This window comes from Halopseudomonas bauzanensis, from assembly GCF_900114735.1.
GTDB lineage: Bacteria > Pseudomonadota > Gammaproteobacteria > Pseudomonadales > Pseudomonadaceae > Halopseudomonas > Halopseudomonas bauzanensis.
Genome location: NZ_FOUA01000001.1, coordinates 103,807 through 121,383, shown reverse-complemented (window position 1 = coordinate 121,383; position 17,577 = coordinate 103,807). Strand labels below are relative to the sequence as shown.

17 protein-coding genes are annotated in these 17,577 nt (G+C 60.1%); 14 read left to right on the top strand and 3 right to left on the bottom strand.

Going from position 1 to position 17,577, the window contains the following annotated elements; genetic code table 11:
- Window positions 1-12 precede the first annotated feature (12 nt).
- A complete protein-coding gene (locus BM267_RS00595; RefSeq protein WP_036989642.1) occupies window positions 13-252 on the top strand; it encodes a hypothetical protein in 240 nt (79 codons plus the stop codon).
- A gap of 35 nt (window positions 253-287) precedes the next feature.
- Here the strand turns inward: BM267_RS00595 and sulA are convergent, their stop codons facing one another.
- Together sulA and lexA are read right to left on the bottom strand one after the other, a co-directional pair.
- Window positions 288-782 (bottom strand): SOS-induced cell division inhibitor SulA, encoded by a 495-nt coding sequence (gene sulA / locus BM267_RS00590; protein ID WP_051610818.1) that lies wholly within the window; start codon window positions 780-782, stop codon window positions 288-290.
- Between the two features lie 11 nt (window positions 783-793).
- Window positions 794-1,405 (bottom strand): transcriptional repressor LexA, encoded by a 612-nt coding sequence (gene lexA / locus BM267_RS00585; protein ID WP_036989643.1) that lies wholly within the window; start codon window positions 1,403-1,405, stop codon window positions 794-796.
- 168 nt (window positions 1,406-1,573) lie between these two features.
- Here lexA and BM267_RS00580 point away from each other — a divergent pair, with 168 nt between their 5' ends.
- From BM267_RS00580 to nagZ, 3 genes are read left to right on the top strand one after another with little or no spacing between them, the layout of a single operon-like run.
- A complete protein-coding gene (locus BM267_RS00580; RefSeq protein ID WP_074778505.1) occupies window positions 1,574-2,263 on the top strand; it encodes a TetR/AcrR family transcriptional regulator in 690 nt (229 codons plus the stop codon).
- 59 nt (window positions 2,264-2,322) lie between these two features.
- Entirely contained in the window at window positions 2,323-2,805 is a 483-nt protein-coding gene (locus BM267_RS00575; protein ID WP_143063016.1) for a L,D-transpeptidase, read from the top strand.
- Window positions 2,806-2,853: 48 nt separating this feature from the next.
- Window positions 2,854-3,840 carry a beta-N-acetylhexosaminidase gene (gene nagZ, locus BM267_RS00570; RefSeq protein ID WP_074778507.1) on the top strand — a complete coding sequence of 329 codons (987 nt, stop codon included), beginning with the start codon at window positions 2,854-2,856 and terminating at the stop codon, window positions 3,838-3,840.
- Between the two features lie 59 nt (window positions 3,841-3,899).
- On the opposite strand, the gene mfd is transcribed toward nagZ, so the two are convergent.
- A complete protein-coding gene (gene mfd / locus BM267_RS00565; protein WP_074778509.1) occupies window positions 3,900-7,391 on the bottom strand; it encodes a transcription-repair coupling factor in 3,492 nt (1,163 codons plus the stop codon).
- A gap of 210 nt (window positions 7,392-7,601) precedes the next feature.
- Here mfd and BM267_RS00560 point away from each other — a divergent pair, with 210 nt between their 5' ends.
- The 10 genes from BM267_RS00560 (at window position 7,602) to nqrM (ending at window position 17,577) form a co-directional block, all read left to right on the top strand.
- Window positions 7,602-8,582, top strand: coding sequence for a TerC family protein (locus BM267_RS00560; RefSeq protein WP_074778511.1), 981 nt, complete (start codon window positions 7,602-7,604; stop codon window positions 8,580-8,582).
- Between the two features lie 125 nt (window positions 8,583-8,707).
- Complete coding sequence (locus BM267_RS00555; protein ID WP_074778513.1) at window positions 8,708-10,147, top strand: glyceraldehyde-3-phosphate dehydrogenase; 1,440 nt, start codon at window positions 8,708-8,710, stop codon at window positions 10,145-10,147.
- A 317-nt stretch (window positions 10,148-10,464) separates the two neighbouring features.
- A complete protein-coding gene (locus tag BM267_RS00550) occupies window positions 10,465-11,802 on the top strand; it encodes a Na(+)-translocating NADH-quinone reductase subunit A (protein WP_074778514.1) in 1,338 nt (445 codons plus the stop codon).
- A 3-nt stretch (window positions 11,803-11,805) separates the two neighbouring features.
- Complete coding sequence (locus BM267_RS00545; RefSeq protein ID WP_074778516.1) at window positions 11,806-13,017, top strand: NADH:ubiquinone reductase (Na(+)-transporting) subunit B; 1,212 nt, start codon at window positions 11,806-11,808, stop codon at window positions 13,015-13,017.
- Complete coding sequence (locus BM267_RS00540) at window positions 13,010-13,801, top strand: Na(+)-translocating NADH-quinone reductase subunit C (RefSeq protein WP_074778518.1); 792 nt, start codon at window positions 13,010-13,012, stop codon at window positions 13,799-13,801. Before BM267_RS00545 ends, BM267_RS00540 begins: the two co-directional genes overlap by 8 nt.
- Window positions 13,798-14,472: an NADH:ubiquinone reductase (Na(+)-transporting) subunit D gene (locus tag BM267_RS00535; RefSeq protein WP_177173378.1), complete on the top strand. Its 675-nt coding sequence runs from the start codon at window positions 13,798-13,800 to the stop codon at window positions 14,470-14,472. The genes BM267_RS00540 and BM267_RS00535 overlap by 4 nt, the downstream gene beginning before the upstream one ends.
- Entirely contained in the window at window positions 14,472-15,080 is a 609-nt protein-coding gene (gene nqrE, locus BM267_RS00530; RefSeq protein WP_074778523.1) for an NADH:ubiquinone reductase (Na(+)-transporting) subunit E, read from the top strand. Before BM267_RS00535 ends, nqrE begins: the two co-directional genes overlap by 1 nt.
- 15 nt (window positions 15,081-15,095) lie before the next feature.
- Complete coding sequence (gene nqrF / locus BM267_RS00525; protein ID WP_074778525.1) at window positions 15,096-16,319, top strand: NADH:ubiquinone reductase (Na(+)-transporting) subunit F; 1,224 nt, start codon at window positions 15,096-15,098, stop codon at window positions 16,317-16,319.
- A gap of 1 nt (window position 16,320) precedes the next feature.
- Window positions 16,321-17,340, top strand: a complete 1,020-nt coding sequence (locus BM267_RS00520; protein ID WP_074778527.1) for an FAD:protein FMN transferase — start codon at window positions 16,321-16,323, stop codon at window positions 17,338-17,340.
- 3 nt (window positions 17,341-17,343) lie between these two features.
- Window positions 17,344-17,577 (top strand): (Na+)-NQR maturation NqrM, encoded by a 234-nt coding sequence (nqrM, locus tag BM267_RS00515; RefSeq protein WP_074778529.1) that lies wholly within the window; start codon window positions 17,344-17,346, stop codon window positions 17,575-17,577.

Genomic DNA, 17,577 nt, shown 5'->3' with positions numbered 1-17,577 from the left:
AGGAGACGTACAATGCCTTCACCCTTTCTCGAGATCATAGAGCTTGCCGACGGCACTGTCGCTTTGCGCCGCCCGGACGAAGAGGGCAAGCCGCTGTTGACCATCGAGTTCTCCGAAGAGGCAAGGGACTTTCTGCAGGGCAACTACGTGGAAGTGGCCAAGGCGATGATCAGTACTGGCATGCAGATGGCTGGTCAGATCATGGAAGAAGATCCCGATCTGGAATTCGACGAACACCGCGTATTGCATTGACCCAGTCGGGCAGACGCCCGACCGAGGTGGTCACATCAAGCCATGCCGGTGCTGCCCAGGCGCACATTGAGGCTGGCGCAGTACCCTGAGCGGGCAGCTGCCTCCAGGCGTAGATGGGTGCTTGCCAATGGTGGCAGCCAGCTCACCACTGTGTGGCTGTAGCCTAGCCGCAGAATCTCGCAGCATAATTCCAGTGTATCCATGCCATGCTTTGGGCGGATGATGAGTATGCGCTGGGGATCGAGCCCCGAGGCCCGCAGCCACTTCTGGCTGACCGGCAGCGGCGGGTCGATCAACGTCAGCCAGCCCGGACAACTGGCCTGGCTCAGATCCCGCAACACCGGCGCCAACCATTGCAGGCACTGGCGTGGCGTGCCATTCAGACTGATCTCACTGAAGCCGATGTTCTCCGGCTCGCTGTCAGGTAGGGCCGTACCGCTCAGACTCTGTGCCTGCAGGCGAGACGACATCATGACCTGGTGCAGCAGGTCGGGTTGTGCGGCTGAACCTTTGTTTCGCGCATACTGCATGGCGTACTCCTTCAGTGGCGTATCACGCCGACGCTCAGACCTTCGATGATCAGTTCCTGTTCGCGCAGATCGACTTCTATGGGCGCGAAATCAGGGTTCTCAGCAATCAATGACACCTTGCGGCCCTGCTTGTGGAAGCGTTTGACGGTCACCTCGTCATCGAGGCGGGCGACGACCACCTGGCCATTCCTGACTTCGCTGGTGCGATGTACGGCGAGCAGGTCTCCATCAAGAATGCCGATGTCCTTCATGCTCATGCCGCGCACGCGCAGCAGATAGTCGGCACGGGGGCTGAAGAACTCGGGGCTGATGCGGCAATGGTCCTCAATGTTCTCTACCGCCAGGATGGGGGCGCCGGCGGCCACCTGGCCGATAACCGGTAATCCATCTTCCTGGTTCTGGGCCTCACTGTCGGCCGGCAGGCGGATGCCGCGGGAAGCGCCGGGAATCATCTCAATGGCGCCTTTGCGGGCCAGTGCCTTGAGGTGTTCTTCGGCCGCGTTTGGTGAGCGGAAGCCCAGCTCGCGGGCAATCTCCACCCGGGTGGGGGGATAGCCATTGGCACTCATGTATTCCTTCAGGAAGGCCAGTACCTGTTGTTGCCGTGCCGTCAGTTTAAGCATTATCCAGTACCTGTCTTTTTATACAGTTATTGGGATTATATACAGTTGTGCCCGCAGGGCAAGTCGTTTGGCCAGTTTGCTTGCGCAGGCGGCTGTGGTAAAACGTTCAAGTTGACAGGGAGATCGTTTGAAACGTATGTTTCAAACAAATGTATCTGGGAGTTATCCGTGGCACAGTCTGAAACAGTCGAGCGCATCCTTGATGCCGCCGAGCAGTTGTTTGCCGAAAAGGGGTTTGCGGAAACCTCGCTGCGTCTGATCACCAGCAAGGCCGGGGTGAACCTGGCGGCGGTGAACTACCATTTCGGTTCGAAGAAATCCCTGATCCAGGCGGTGTTCACCCGCTTCCTCAATCCCTTCGTCAGCAGCCTGGAGCAGGAGCTCGATCGCAACGAGCAGGCCGGTAATCCAGAGCAGAGTCTTGAGGAGTTGCTGGACATGCTGGTGCGGCTGGTGCTGGCGGTGAAGCCACGCAGCGGGCACGATCTTTCTACCTTCATGCGGTTGCTGGGTTTGGCTTTCAGCCAGAGCCAGGGCCATTTGCGCAAGTATCTGGGTGAGGTCTATGGCAAGGTGTTCCAGCGCTACATGGCGCTGGTATTGCGCAGCTCGCCCGAGCTGCCGGCGGATGTGCTGTTCTGGCGTGTGCATTTCATGCTGGGCAGTGCGGCATTCACCCTGTCGAGTATGAAGGCGCTCAAGGCCATGGCCGAAGCAGAGTGCGGCGAGCGCGCCGGGACCGAGGAGGTGCTGCGACAGATGGTGCCGTTCCTGGCCGCCGGCATGCGTGCCAGCCCGCAGTTGCGGGGGGAGGCGAGCAGTCGCCTGCGCGATGCCCCGGAACCGGTGGCGCCCTAGGACTTACTTCCCGCTGTGTGATCCGCTATCGTGTATGCCTTTGTTGCAGCGGAGTGACCATGCAGCTGGACCTGATCCATATATCCATCGAGCGTCAGTTGCTGACCGGCTCCAGGGCCGGTCGGCAGCTGTGCCAGTATCCGGTATCAACAGCAAAGAATGGTGCGGGGGAATTGAACGGCAGCGGTTGCACGCCGCGCGGCCGGCACCGGGTGCGGGCCCGCATCGGTGAGGGCCAGCCGCTGGGTGCGGTCTTCATTGGTCGGCGGCCGACCGGCGAGGTCTGGTCGCCTGAGCTGGCCGCTACGCACCCGCAGCGGGACTGGATCCTAACTCGCATACTCTGGCTCTGCGGTGAGGAGCCGGGTATCAACCGTGGCGCCGATCGTGATTCCCAGCGTCGCTACATCTATCTGCACGGTACCGGTGATGATCAGCCGATGGGCATCCCGCTGTCCCATGGCTGCATCCGCCTGCGTAATCCGGATATTCTGGCGCTGTTCGAGATGACCCCGGCCGGCTGTGCGGTAATCATCGAATAGCGCTTGCCCTACATTCCAAGGAGCACTTCATTGAAACAAGGCACATTGATGCTGGATCTGGCCGGCACCTGGCTGACGCCGGAAGACCGCCAGCTGTTGAGACAGCCCGAAGTCGGCGGCATGATCCTATTTGCCCGCAATACCGAATCCCCGGCCCAGGTGCGCGAGCTGGTACGCAGCATTCGTGCAGTGCGCCCCGATATGCTGATCGCCATTGACCAGGAAGGCGGGCGGGTCCAGCGGCTGCGGCGGGATGTGTTGCGGTTGCCGGCGCTTGGCCGAATCGCCGGGTGCGCTGCCGCAGAGCAGGAACAGCTGGCCGAGGCTGCGGCCTGGCTGATGGCGACCGAGATGCTCGCCTGCGGTATCGACATCAGCTTTGCGCCGGTACTGGATCTTGATTACGGGCGCAGCCAGGTAATCGGCGACCGTTCCCTGGGCGGTGATCCGCAGCAGGTGAGTCGCCTGGGTCAGGCCTATATCCAGGGGCTGCGGCAGGCCGGCATGGCCGCGACCGGCAAGCATTTCCCCGGGCATGGCTGGGCAGAGGCTGATTCACACTTCGACCTGCCGGTCGATGAGCGCAGCGAGGCGGCGATCCGCGAATCTGATCTGCAGCCCTTTGCGGCGCTAGCGCCGTTGCTGGATGGGATCATGCCGGCGCACGTGGTCTATCCGGCGGTGGACAGCCTGCCGGCGGGCTTTTCCCGCCGCTGGCTGCAGGACATCCTGCGCGCTGAGCTGGGCTTTCGTGGGGTGATCTTCAGTGATGACCTGACCATGGCCGGCGCTCACGCGGTGGGCGGCATGGCGGAGCGGGTCGATGCGGCGCTGGCGTCCGGTTGCGACATGCTACTGGTGTGCAATGATCGCGCTGCGGCTGAGCAGGCGCTGGTGCATGCGCAGCAGACGGGCATGCAGCCGTCGCCCCGGGCGCAGGGCATGTTGGCCAGGAGCACCCCCGGTATCGATTACAAGGCCCAGCCGCGCTGGCGGCAGGCGGTCGAACTGTTGCAAGGAGCGGGCTTGCTCTGATTCTTGGTGGGGGCATCTTTTGAGCTGCCCCCAACCCTATCAGCTGGGCACAGCCCACTTCATCGACGCTTGCCTTTGCCGGGGCTGGGGGGCGGGCTGGGCACTTGCTGCAGCCGTTCCACCAGGGCTTCGACGGTATTCAGGCGCAGCGCCGCGGTGCCCATGGGCGCGCTGAAGCGGAATACGCTGCCGCCATCCAGCCGGTAACGCTGCGGGTTGTCCTGAATCAGGCGGATCAGCGTCAGCGGATCGACACTGGTATCGGCAGCGAACTCGACGCGGCCATGCTCCGCGCCAACATCGATCTTGGCGATACCCAGCGGCGCACAGCGCAGTTTCAGCGCGGTGACCCGGAACAGGGTTTTCACCTGTTCGGGCAGCAAGCCGAAGCGGTCGATCATTTCCACCTGCAAGTCCTTCAGGTCGTCATCATTGGCGGCATTGGCGATGCGCTTGTACAGGGTCAGGCGTGCATGCACGTCCGGCAGGTAGTCGTCGGGAATCAGCGCCGGCAGGCGCAGGTTGATATCCGGGCCGCCGCTCAGCGGGTTTTCCAGCTCCGGCTCCTTGCCCTGCTGGATGGCCTTGATGGCCCGTTCCAGCATGTCCATGTACAGAGTGAAACCGACCGCCTGGATCTGCCCGCTCTGGCCTTCGCCAAGTAGCTCGCCGGCGCCGCGGATCTCGAGATCATGGGTGGCCAGGGTAAAGCCTGCGCCCAGGTCCTGTGCCGCGGCAATGGCTTCCAGGCGCTTTTCCGCGTCACCGGTGAGTTTGCGCCCGGCCGGGGTCAGCAGATAGGCGTAGGCCTGGTGGTGGCTACGGCCGACCCGGCCGCGCAGCTGGTGCAGCTGCGCGAGGCCGAACTTGTCGGCGCGCTCGATGATGATGGTGTTGGCGCTGGGCACATCGATGCCGGTCTCGATGATGGTCGAGGTCACCAGGATGTTGAAGCGGCGATGATAGAAGTCGCGCATCACCTGCTCCAGAGCACGTTCCGGCATCTGGCCGTGGCTGATGCCGATTCGCGCTTCGGGCACCAGCTCTGCCAGGTCGGCCGCGCATTTCTCGATGGTTTCCACTTCGTTGTGCAGGAAGTACACCTGGCCGCCGCGCAAGAGTTCGCGCAGGATGGCTTCCTTGATCACCGCCGGTTGCTGCTGCATGACGAAGGTCTTGACCGACAGCCGCCGCGCCGGCGGCGTGGCGATGATCGACAGGTCGCGCATGCCGGTCATGGCCATGTTCAGGGTCCGTGGAATCGGCGTGGCAGTCAGGTTGAGGATATCCACCTCGCTGCGCAGGGCCTTGAGGCGTTCCTTCTGGCGTACCCCGAAGCGGTGTTCCTCGTCGATGATCACCAGGCCCAGGTCCTTGAACTGGACATCGCCCTGCAGCAACTTGTGGGTGCCGATCATGATGTCGATCTTGCCATCGGCCAGCTCCTGGGTGGCTGCCTTGACTTCCTTGGCGGAGCGGAAGCGGGAAATCACCTCGACTTTCACCGGCCAGTCCGCGAAGCGGTCCTTGAAGCTGTTGTAATGCTGCTGGGCAAGCAGGGTAGTGGGCACCAGTACTGCGACCTGCTTGCCGCCATGCACGGCGAGGAAGGCGGCGCGCATGGCGACCTCGGTCTTGCCGAAGCCGACATCGCCACATACCAGGCGATCCATTGGTTGCGGGCCGGTCATGTCTTTCGTTACCGCATCGATCGCGGCTTGCTGGTCGGCCGTTTCCTCGAAGGGGAAGGCGTCGGCGAAGGTCTGGTAGTCCTGTTCCGGCTGGCTGAAGGCGTAGCCCTTGCGCGCGGCGCGGCGGGCGTAGACATCCAGCAGTTCGGCGGCCACGTCGCGGACCTTTTCGGCGGCCTTGCGTCGGGCCTTCTGCCATTGCTCCGAGCCCAGCCGGTGCAGCGGCGCGTTATCATCATCGGCGCCGGTATAGCGGGCGATCATGTGCAGGTTCGCCACCGGCACATAAAGTGTGGCCTCGTCGGCGTACTCGAGCTTGAGGAACTCGGCCTCCTGGCCTTCGACGCTCAGATTGACCAGGCCGCGATAGCGACCCACGCCATGGTCGATGTGCACCACTGGCGCGCCTTCGCGCAGTTCGGTCAGGTTACGGATCAGGGTGTCGCCCAGGTCGGTAGCCTTGCCGCGCCGCCGACGCTGCATCACCCGCTGGCCGAACAGTTGGCTTTCGGCGATCAGGGCGACGGGCGGGTCCTGGCTCAGCAGCCCTTGATCCACCGGCGCGATCATGATGGCGCAGGACAGCTGGCTGTTGATGAAATCAGCCCAGCTGTCCACCGGCTCGGGCTTCAGGCTGATGCGTGCCAGCAGCTCCAGAAGCGCCTCGCGGCGGCCGGCGGTTTCGGCGATGAACAGCGAGCGACCGTTGAACTCGTCGAGAAAGCGCTGCAGTTCGCGCAGCGGTTGATCCTGCTTGCTATCCAGCGGCAGTTCGGGCGGCGGGCTGCAATTGAAATTGGTGACCCCGGGCGCTGCCGGTAGCGGCTCATCGTGGCAGATGATGCGCGGGTAACGCTTGAGCAGGGCGAAGCACTCTTCAACGGGCAGAAACAGTTCTGCCGGCGTCAGCAGCGGTCTGGTCGGATCGATGCCCTGTTCCTCGTGGCGATTGCGTACATCTGACCAGAACTGGGTGGCACTGTCCTCGATGCCGGGCAGGCTGAACAGCAGCGTGTCGTCCGGCAGGTAGTCGAACAGGGTGCCCAGCTCTTCGAAGAACAGTGGCAGGTAATATTCGATGCCCGGCGGCACCATGCCATCGCTCAGGTCCTGATAGATGGGGCAGCGCCGATGATCGCCCTCGAAACGTTCACGAAAGCGCGCACGAAAGCCGGTCAGCGCACTCTTGTCGAGGGGGAATTCCCGCGCGGGTAGCAAATGGATGCGCTCAACCTTGTCGATCGAACGCTGGGTCTCCGGATCGAAGGTGCGCAGGGTTTCGATTTCCTCATCGAACAGGTCGATGCGGTAGGGCAGGCGGCTGCCCATGGGAAACAGGTCCAGCAGCGCACCGCGCACGGCGTAGTCGCCATGCTCATAGACGGTGTCGACGCAACGATAGCCCGCCGCATCCAGATCCTGGCGCATGCGGTCGATGTCCAGCCGCTGGCCGACCTTCAGCATCAGCACCGAGCCGCCGAGGAAGGAGCGGGGCGCAATCCGGTGCAGCAGGGTGATCATCGGTACGACCAGGATACCGTGCCCTACCTGCGGCAGACGGTACAGCGTCTCCAGCCGCTGGGAGATAATGTCCTGGTGCGGCGAGAAGCGATCGTAGGGCAGGGTTTCCCAATCGGGGAAGGTAGCCACCGGCAGCTCGGGAGCGAAGAACCGAAGTTCCTGTTCCAGGCGGTCCGCCATGGCGGTATCCCGGGTGATGACCAGGCTCAGGCCGGTATGCTGGGATGCTGCTTCGGCAATGGCCAGGGCGCGCGCCGCGGCGGGCAGGTTGCCCCAGGCTGTTTTGTTACCGAGGTGGCTCTGCAACGGTGCGGCGAACAGAAGTGATGTGTCAGGCATGCTGGTGGGCTTATCTTGTTGCGCAAAACGCACAGTTTAACCCCCCGGGCGGTTCCGTGTTGTGATTGCGCTGTTTTTATCTCCGCTTGTCGAAGTCTGAGGCCGGTTATATCATTCAGCCTGCGTGACGCCGGGCCCCTCTGGCGGTGGTTGGTCCCACCGTGATGTCGGAGTCATAAGTTTATTGAAAACTTTGACAGGAGGGCCGCCATGGAGCCTCTGATTTCGTTTTTGACCAACCCCTTTCTCGGTACTGCTGTCTGGCAATGGTTGCTCTTTCTGACCATCGTGCTGGCCATTCTCGCTTTCGACCTTGGTGTGCTGCACCGCGAAGAACATGAAATCGAAGTGCGTGAAAGTTTCCTGTTGTACGGCGGCTACTTTGCCGTCGGTATGCTGTTCGGTCTGTGGGTCTGGTTCCAGATGGGCTCGGCCAGCGCGCTGGAGTTCTACACCGGCTTTCTGATTGAGCAGTCGCTGTCCATGGACAATGTGTTCGTCATGGCGATGATCCTCGGTTTCTTCGGCATTCCGCGCATCTATCAGCATCGGGTGCTGTTCTGGGGCATTCTCGGGGTGATCGTGCTGCGGGCGATCATGATCGGCCTGGGCGCGGCGCTGGTACAGGAATTCGAATGGATCCTGTATATATTTGGTGTGTTCCTGCTGTTTTCCGGTATCAAGATGTTCCTCAGCAAGGATGAGGTGGAGCATACGGACCTGTCGCAGAACCGGATGGTGATTTTTATCCGTCGGCATTTTCGGGTGACCGACGATCTGCATGGTTCGAAATTCTTCGTCCGCCTACCGGACAAGGCTGGCAAGGTGGTGCTGTTCGCCACGCCGCTGTTCCTGGCCCTGGTGCTGATCGAGCTGGCAGATCTGGTATTCGCCGTGGACAGCGTGCCGGCAATCTTCGCCATCACCCAGGATCCCTTCATTGTCTACACCTCGAACATCTTCGCCATCCTGGGGTTGCGTTCGCTGTACTTCGCCCTGGCTGCGCTGATGCATCGCTTCGTCTACCTCAAATATGCGCTGGCGCTGGTATTGATCTTCATTGGTTGCAAGATCCTGCTGCATGGCCTGGATATCAAGATTCATGCTGGTGTATCGCTCGGCGTTACCTTCGCGCTGCTGGCTGGCGGTGTGTTGCTATCGCTGTACCGAACCCGCAGACAGGTGGTCTGACGGCTGGCTGAAACGGCTGCTTCGGCGGGCGCTGGGGCGGTCGTTTTACGTTCGGTGATTGCCTCCTCGGTCAGCTAGCCTCATAATATTGGCCCTTTAGCTCCCTGACCCTGGAAGGAAAAGCCGTGACTCAAGCCCAATACGAGCAATGTCTGGAGAACTGGACCGACCGCGAAGCTACCGCTGAAGCGATGATCCCGTTGATTGGACGTTTGTACCGTGAACACAACGTGGTCACCTCCATCTATGGCCGCGGCCTGGTTAACCGCTCCGTTATCAGTCTGCTCAAGTCCCACCGTTTCGCCCGGCAGATTGATGACAATGAACTGTCGGTACATGACACCTTTCCGCTGATCAAGGCGTTGCTGGATCTGGACCTGGGTCCGGCCTCGATTGATCTGGCTCGCCTGGCGGGCAAGTACGCCCAGGAAGGTAACGGTGATCTGGACGGGTTCCTGCGCAAGGAGCTGGCCAGCGTTATCGGTCGCAAGGGTGAGAAGCGCCAGGGCCGCGATGTGGTGCTTTACGGCTTTGGCCGTATCGGCCGCCTGCTGGCGCGCATCATGGTTGAGAAGGCCGGCGCCGGGGACGGGCTGCGTCTGCGGGCGATCGTGGTGCGCAAGGGCGCGACCAATGATCTGTCCAAGCGCGCCAGTCTGCTGCGTCGCGACTCGGTTCATGGCTCCTTCCAGGGCACCATCACCATCGATGAAGAGAACAACACCCTGACCGCCAACGGCAACCAGATCCAGGTGATCTATGCCGGCGATCCGGCCAGCATCGACTACACCGCCTACGGCATCAATGACGCGATCATCGTGGACAACACCGGTGTCTGGCGTGACGAGGCGGGCCTGTCCCAGCACCTCAAGTGCCCGGGTGCTTCCCAGGTGGTACTGACTGCGCCGGGCAAGGGTGATCTGAAGAACATCGTGCATGGCATCAACCATGCGAGCATCACGCCGGAAGACAAGATCGTTTCCGCGGCCTCCTGTACCACCAACGCTATCGTTCCGGTGCTCAAGGCGATCAATGACAAGTACGGTATCGTCAATGGTCACGTCGAAACGGTTCATTCGTACACTAATGACCAGAACCTGATCGACAACTTCCACAAGGGCGATCGTCGGGGGCGCAGTGCAGCGCTGAATATGGTCATCACCGAGACCGGCGCTGCCAAGGCGGTTGCCAAGGCGCTGCCGGAGCTGGGCGGCAAGCTCAGTGGTAACGCGATCCGGGTGCCGACGCCTAACGTGTCGATGGCGATTCTCAACCTGAACCTTGAGAAGTCGACCGACCGCGACGAGGTGAACAATTACCTGCGTTACATGGCCCTGCACTCGGATCTGCATAAGCAGATCGACTTCACCAACAGCCAGGAAGTGGTGTCTACTGACTTCGTTGGTTCCCGGCATGCGGGTGTGGTGGATGCCGAGGCGACCATCTGTAACGATAACCGCGTCATCCTGTATGTCTGGTATGACAACGAGTTCGGTTACAGCTGTCAGGTTGTGCGGATTCTGGAAGACATGGCGAATGTTAATCCGCCGGCTTTCCCGGCATAACATGCAGTAACGAAAAAAGGCGCTTCGGCGCCTTTTTTTGTGGGCGTTTGGCAGTCGCCTGGAAGCGGTGGGTCGCGTGTCTTGACCTGTATCAAGCGGGAGTGCCCGAGTGCGACACCCTGACACAGGAAGGCTTTAAAAAACCGCGCCTTGAGTAGCTTTGCCTGGCCATGATCTTTATACTTGGCAGGATTTTTTGATCGAGGTCGTGGTCGCGTTGTCTGACTGTTTCTGCTCAATTTTCGCGGAGCCGATCGCCAGCTCTGCGCATTGCCACTGCCTTCCAACAATTCCATTTTCGTGATTAGGCTATTCGTATGATAAATATCAAACGGGGCTTGGATCTGCCAATCACCGGCTCGCCTGAGCAACGTATTGAAGACGCCCGTCCAGTCAGAAGCGTTGCACTTGTAGGTTTCGATTACCACGGTATGAAACCTACCATGGAGGTGCAGGTCGGCGATCGGGTGCAGGCGGGACAGATCCTGTTCAGTGACAAGAAAAACCCCGGTGTACTCTATACCGCCCCAGCGAGTGGCGTGATCAGCGCCATCAATCGTGGCGAAAAGCGTGTACTGCAGTCGGTGGTGATCGATGTCGAAGGTGATGATGCCGTTGACTTCGGCGCCCACGGTGCCGACAGCCTGGAAGGGCTCGATCCCCAGGCGGTACGTGATCAGCTCGTCCGCTCCGGTCTGTGGACCGCGCTGCGGACTCGCCCGTACAGCAAGGTGCCGGCGGTTGATGCGACTCCCAGTTCGATCTTCGTTACCGCTATCGATACCCACCCGCTGTCCGCTGATCCGGCTGTGGTATTGCAATCCTGTGGTGCGGATTTTGAAAACGGCTTGAAAGTGCTGGCCCGTCTGGCTGGCGTCTGGCTGTGCAAGGCCGAAGGCGCGAGCATCCCTGGCGAGAATGTCGCTGGTGTGCGCTCCGAGAGTTTTGCCGGCCCGCATCCGGCTGGTCTGCCGGGTACCCATATCCACATGCTGGATCCGGTCAGCGAAAGCCGGCAGGCGTGGCATATCAACTACCAGGACGTGGTAGCCGTAGGTCGGCTGTTCACCACTGGCCGGCTGTCAGCCGAGCGCGTTGTCGCGCTGGGTGGTCCGCAGATTGAGCGGCCACGACTGCTGCGCACCGTACTCGGTGCCAACCTGGAAGAGCTGGTGGCTGGTGAAATGAAGCCGGGCAACAACCGGATCATTTCCGGCTCGGTGCTGGGCGGCCGTCTGGCCCGTGGTCCGGTACTCTATCTGGGGCGCTATCACCTCCAGGTATCGGTGCTGCTGGAAGGAACTCAGCGCGAGATACTGCACTATCTGCGTGCCGGTGCGAACAAGCATTCGATCCTGAATATCTTCATCTCGAAGCTGGCACCTTCCAAGCTGTTCAACTTCACCACCAGTACCAATGGTAGTGCTCGGGCGATGATCCCGGTCGGCAACTATGAAGAAGTCATGCCGCTGGACATCCTGCCCACGCAATTGCTGCGGTCGCTGATCGTCGGTGATACCGAGATGGCCCAGAAGCTCGGCTGCCTGGAGTTGGATGAAGAGGATCTGGCCCTGTGCAGCTATGTCTGCGCCGGCAAGTACGAATATGGCCCGATCCTGCGTGACAATCTCACGCGCATCGAGAAGGAGGGTTGATCAATGGGATTGCGTAGTTACCTTGACAAGATCGAGCATCATTTCGAGAAGGGCGGCAAGTACGAGAAGTGGTATGCCCTTTACGAGGCGGCGGATACCTTCCTATACAAGCCATCCAGCGTAACCAGAACCACGGCCCATGTGCGTGACGGCATCGACCTCAAGCGCATGATGATTACCGTCTGGCTGTGCACCTTCCCGGCCATGTTCTTCGGCATGTGGAACGTCGGCTATCAGGCCAACAGCATCTTCGCGGTCAACCCTGAGCTGCTCGAGGCCCAGGAAGGCTGGCGCATAGCGCTTATCGGCATGCTGGCCGGCTTCGACCCGAGCAGCATCTGGGACAACATCATCCACGGTGCCACCTGGTTCCTGCCGATTTACGCTGTCACCTTTATTGTTGGCGGTTTCTGGGAGGTGCTCTTTGCCTCCGTGCGCAAACATGAGGTCAACGAAGGGTTCTTCGTCACCTCGGTGCTGTTCGCGCTGATCGTGCCGCCGAGCATTCCGCTGTGGCAGGTCGCCCTGGGTATCAGCTTCGGTGTGGTCATCGGCAAGGAAATCTTCGGTGGTACCGGGAAGAACTTCCTCAACCCGGCACTGACCGGCCGCGCTTTCCTGTTCTTTGCCTATCCGGCACAGATTTCCGGTGATGCAGTCTGGACTGCCGTCGACGGTTTCGCCGGTGCAACGGCGCTGGGCGTCGCAGGTGCCGGCGGTATCGATGCGGTGGTGACCAGCGGCCTGACCTGGATGGACGCTTTCATTGGCACCATGCATGGTTCCATTGGTGAGACCAGCACGCTGGCCATTTTCATCGGCGGTGCTGTATTGCTGATGACCAAGATCGCCTCTTGGCGGATCGTCGCCGGGGTAATGATCGGCATGATCGCGCTGAGCATGCTGTTCAACGCCATTGGCTCAGAGACCAATCCGATGTTCTCCATGCCCTGGTATTGGCACATGGTCACCGGCGGCTTTGCCTTCGGCCTGATCTTCATGGCCACCGACCCGGTATCGGCGTCCATGACCAACATGGGCAAGTGGATCTTCGGTGGGCTGATTGGCGTCATGGTGGTATTGATCCGCGTGGTCAATCCGGCCTTCCCGGAAGGCATGATGCTGGCGATCCTGTTCGCCAACCTGTGTGCACCGCTGATCGATCATTTCATCGTTCAAGCCAATATCAAGCGGAGGCTGGCGCGCAATGTCTAGTCAAAAAGAATCTACCGCCCGTACGCTGGTGGTGGCCCTGATGGTGTGTCTGGTCTGTTCGATCTTCGTGGCAGGTGCCGCTGTGGCGCTGCGCCCGACCCAGATCGAAAATGCCCAGTTGGACAAGCAACGCAATATCCTGGCGATTGCCGGTCTGGGCAGTCCGTCCATGTCCGGTGCTGAAGTCAAGGCCCTGTTCGGCGATCGTATCATCGCCCGTCTGGTCGATCTGGACAGCGGACGGTTCAGCGATGAGTTCGATGCACAGACCTTCGATCCGCTGGCGGCGGCCAAAGACCCGGCGCTGTCGAAGAACCTGACCGGTGGTGAAGATGTCGCTTCGATCAACCGCCGCGAGAATTACACCGTGGTGTATGTGGTCGAGGGCGCTGACCAGCAGATGGAAACCCTGATCCTGCCGGTTCGCGGCTATGGCTTGTGGTCAACACTGCATGGTTTCCTGGCGCTGCAGGGTGATCTGAACACGGTCCAGGGCTTCGGTTTCTATCAACATGCCGAAACGCCCGGTCTGGGGGGAGAAGTAGATAACCCCAACTGGCGCGGATTGTGGCCTGGCAAGGAAGTCTTCAATGACGACGGCCAGCTGGCCATTCGCGTCATCAAGGGCAACGTCGATGCTGCCAGTCCTAATGCAGATCATCAGGTTGATGGTCTGGCCGGGGCCACGCTGACAGCCAATGGGGTCAACAATCTGTTGAACTACTGGCTGGGCGAGAACGGCTTCGGATCCTTTATTGATAACCTGCGCGCAGGGGAGGCTTGATCATGTCACAGCCGACAATCAAACAGGTCCTGTTGGACCCGGTCTTCAATAACAACCCCATCGGTTTGCAGATGCTCGGGATCTGTTCAGCCCTGGCGGTTACCTCGAACCTCAATACCGCGCTGGTGATGAGTATTGCTCTGACCCTGGTGTGCGGGTTCTCCAACCTGTTCATCTCGCTGATCCGCAGCCAGATCCCCAGCTCGATTCGCATGATCGTGCAGATGGTGATCATCGCGTCGCTGGTAATCCTGGTGGATCAGGTGCTCAAGGCCTATGCCTATTCGCTGTCCAAACAGCTGTCGGTATTCGTGGGCCTGATCATCACCAACTGTATCGTGATGGGCCGCGCAGAAGCCTTTGCCATGCAGAATCCCCCGGTGTTGTCATTCTTCGACGGCATCGGCAATGGTCTTGGCTACAGCATCATGCTGATCGGCCTGGGTATCGTGCGTGAGCTGTTTGGTGCAGGCAAACTGATGGGCTATACCGTTTTCCAGTCCATCAATGATGGCGGCTGGTATCTGCCCAACGGCATGCTGCTGCTGCCCCCGTCCGCGTTCTTCCTGATTGGTCTGTTCATCTGGGCCATACGAGTATGGAAGAAGGAGCAGGTAGAAGCACCTGACTTCCGCATGGCCCCGCAGGTTTCCAAGCAGGAGGCATACTAATGGAGCATTACATCAGCCTGTTCGTCAAAGCCGTGTTCGTGGAGAACATGGCGCTGGCGTTCTTTCTCGGCATGTGTACCTTCATTGCCATTTCCAAGAAGGTAGAAACGGCTATCGGTCTGGGTATTGCGGTCATCGTGGTGCAAGGCATCACCGTACCGGCGAACAACCTGATCTATACCTATCTGCTCAAGGATGGGGCGCTGGCCTGGGCCGGTCTGCCCGACGTGGACCTCAGCTTCCTCGGGCTGCTGAGTTACATCGGTGTGATCGCGGCTATCGTGCAGATTCTTGAGATGCTGCTGGACAAGTTCGTGCCTGCGCTCTACAACGCGCTGGGTGTGTTCCTGCCGCTGATCACGGTGAACTGCGCCATCATGGGCGGCACGCTGTTCATGGTCGAGCGGGACTACAACCTGTCCGAGAGTGTGGTTTATGGCTTCGCTTCCGGCACGTCCTGGGCTCTGGCGATCGCGCTGTTGGCGGCGATCCGCGAGAAGCTCAAGTACAGCGACGTTCCCGATGGGCTGCAAGGCCTGGGCATCACCTTCATTACAATTGGACTGATGTCGCTGGGCTTCATGTCTTTCTCTGGCGTACAGCTGTAAGGATGGAGTGAGCAGATGAACTACGAAATTTTTCTCGCCATCGGCATGTTCACAGCCATCGTGCTGGTGCTGGTGGTGGTGATTCTCATCGCCCGTTCCAAGCTGGTGAGCAGTGGCGATGTGAGCATCGAGATCAACGGCGAGCGCACCATTACGGTGCCGGCGGGTGACAGGCTGCTGGGGACTCTTGCGTCCAATGGCATCTTCCTGTCGTCGGCCTGTGGTGGTGGTGGTACCTGTGCCCAGTGCAAGTGCGTGGTGGAGACGGGAGGTGGTGAAATGCTGCCGACCGAGGAGTCTCACTTCACGCGGCGTGAGGCCAAGGAAGGCTGGCGTCTGTCCTGCCAGACCCCGGTCAAGCAGGATATGAAAATCGAGATTCCGGAAGAGATTTTCGGGGTCAAGAAGTGGGAATGTGTGGTTGAGTCCAACCCGAACGTGGCCACCTTCATCAAGGAGTTGACCTTGCGTCTGCCGGAAGGTGAGAACGTCAACTTCCGCGCTGGTGGCTATGTACAGCTGGAGTGTCCGCCGCATACGGTGAACTACAAGGACTTCGATATCCAGCCGGAATTCCGGGGCGACTGGGACAAGTTCGACCAGTGGCGCTATGTATCCAAGGTGGACGAGACCGTCATCCGCGCCTACTCCATGGCCAACTACCCGGAAGAAAAGGGCATCGTCAAGTTCAACATCCGCGTGGCGTCGCCGCCACCCGGCCGTGACGATGTACCCCCAGGTCAGATGTCGTCCTATGTGTTCGCTCTGAAGCCGGGTGACAAGATCACGGTTTACGGTCCCTTCGGTGAATTCTTCGCCAAGGATACCGATGCCGAAATGGTCTTCGTTGGCGGCGGTGCCGGCATGGCGCCGATGCGTTCGCACATCATGGACCAGCTGCTGCGCATCAAGACCAAGCGCAAGATATCCTTCTGGTACGGTGCTCGCTCATTGCGCGAAGCCTTCTATGTTGACGAATATGACAAGTTGGCTGCCGAGCACGAGAACTTCGAGTGGCACCTGGCATTGTCCGATGCACTGCCCGAGGATAACTGGGAAGGCCCTACCGGGTTCATTCACAACGTCCTGTACGACAATTACCTCAAGGATCACCCGGCGCCGGAGGACTGTGAGTTCTACATGTGCGGGCCGCCCATGATGAACGCGTCGGTCATCAAGATGCTGGAAGATCTCGGTGTGGAACCTGAGAATATCCTGCTCGATGACTTTGGCGGTTAGCATGTTAAGTCGCCTTGTTTGGCCCGTCAGTGTTGCTGCTTTGGCAGCAGCCCTGACGGGCTGTTTCAATTCTGCCGAGCCGGTTTCCGAGATTTACGGCTCAACCATGGGCAGCACCTATTCAATCAAGTGGGTCGGTTCCGAGCAGTCACCAGCCGCGACCGAGGTCAAGGCCTCGGTCGATCAGTTGCTGGAAACGTTCGAAGAAGCAGCTTCCACCTGGCGGCCCAACTCGGAGATGTCCCGTTTCAATGCCGCACCCGCTGGTACCTGCCAGGCTATGCCGCAATCGATACTGGAGATTGTGGAACTGGCGCAGCAGCTGCATCGGGACGGTGACGGCAGCTTCGACCTGACACTGGACCCGCTACTGGCGCTGTGGGGATTCCACGGTGATGGTGGGCAGAACGTGCCGGATGACCAGCAACTGGCTGCCGCCATGGCGCATACCGGCCACCAGTACCTGCACATCCGCGATGGGCAATTGTGCAAGGATGTCGCCTTGCAACTGGACATCAGCGGTATTGCCGCCGGTTACATGGTCGACGAGGTGGTGGAACACCTGGCGAGCATGGGCATCCAAGATTATATGGTGGAGTTGACCGGCGAGTTGAAAGCCGATGGTCATAAGCCAGGTGGTCGGCCGTGGCGCATTGCCGTGGAAGAGCCGCGGGATGACAGCCGGATAGCGCAGTTGATTTTGCCGTTGCGCGGGCTGGGCGTTTCTACCTCAGGTGATTACCGAAACTATTTCGAACACGAAGGCCAACGCTACTCGCACACCTTCGATCCGGTCACCGGTCGGCCGGTAATGCACGACCTGGCAGCAGTGACGGTTCTACATCCCTCCGCCGCCTGGGCCGATGGCTTGTCTACTGTCCTGTTGGTCAAGGGCTCGAAGCTGGGTTGGGAATATGCGATCGAGCATGAGCTGCCGGCGTTGTTTGTCATTCGCCAAGGGGATGGCTTCGTTTCCCGAAGCACACCCCAATTCATCGCTCTGCAACAGAGCAAGGAGTAAATCATGGTTTGGTTACTGGCTTTTGTGGTGATGCTGCTTTGCGTCGCCGGCATGGCCGTTGGCGTCATGATGGGTCGCAAGCCGATCGCCGGTTCCTGTGGCGGCATCGGGGCGACTGGCCTGGACAAGAGCTGCGGCATCTGTGGTGGCAACCCCAACAGATGTGAGGAGTCGCGTCAGGACACCGGTTCGACCAAGAGCGCGGCGCTTGGCTACGACGCCACTCGCAAGGATTGA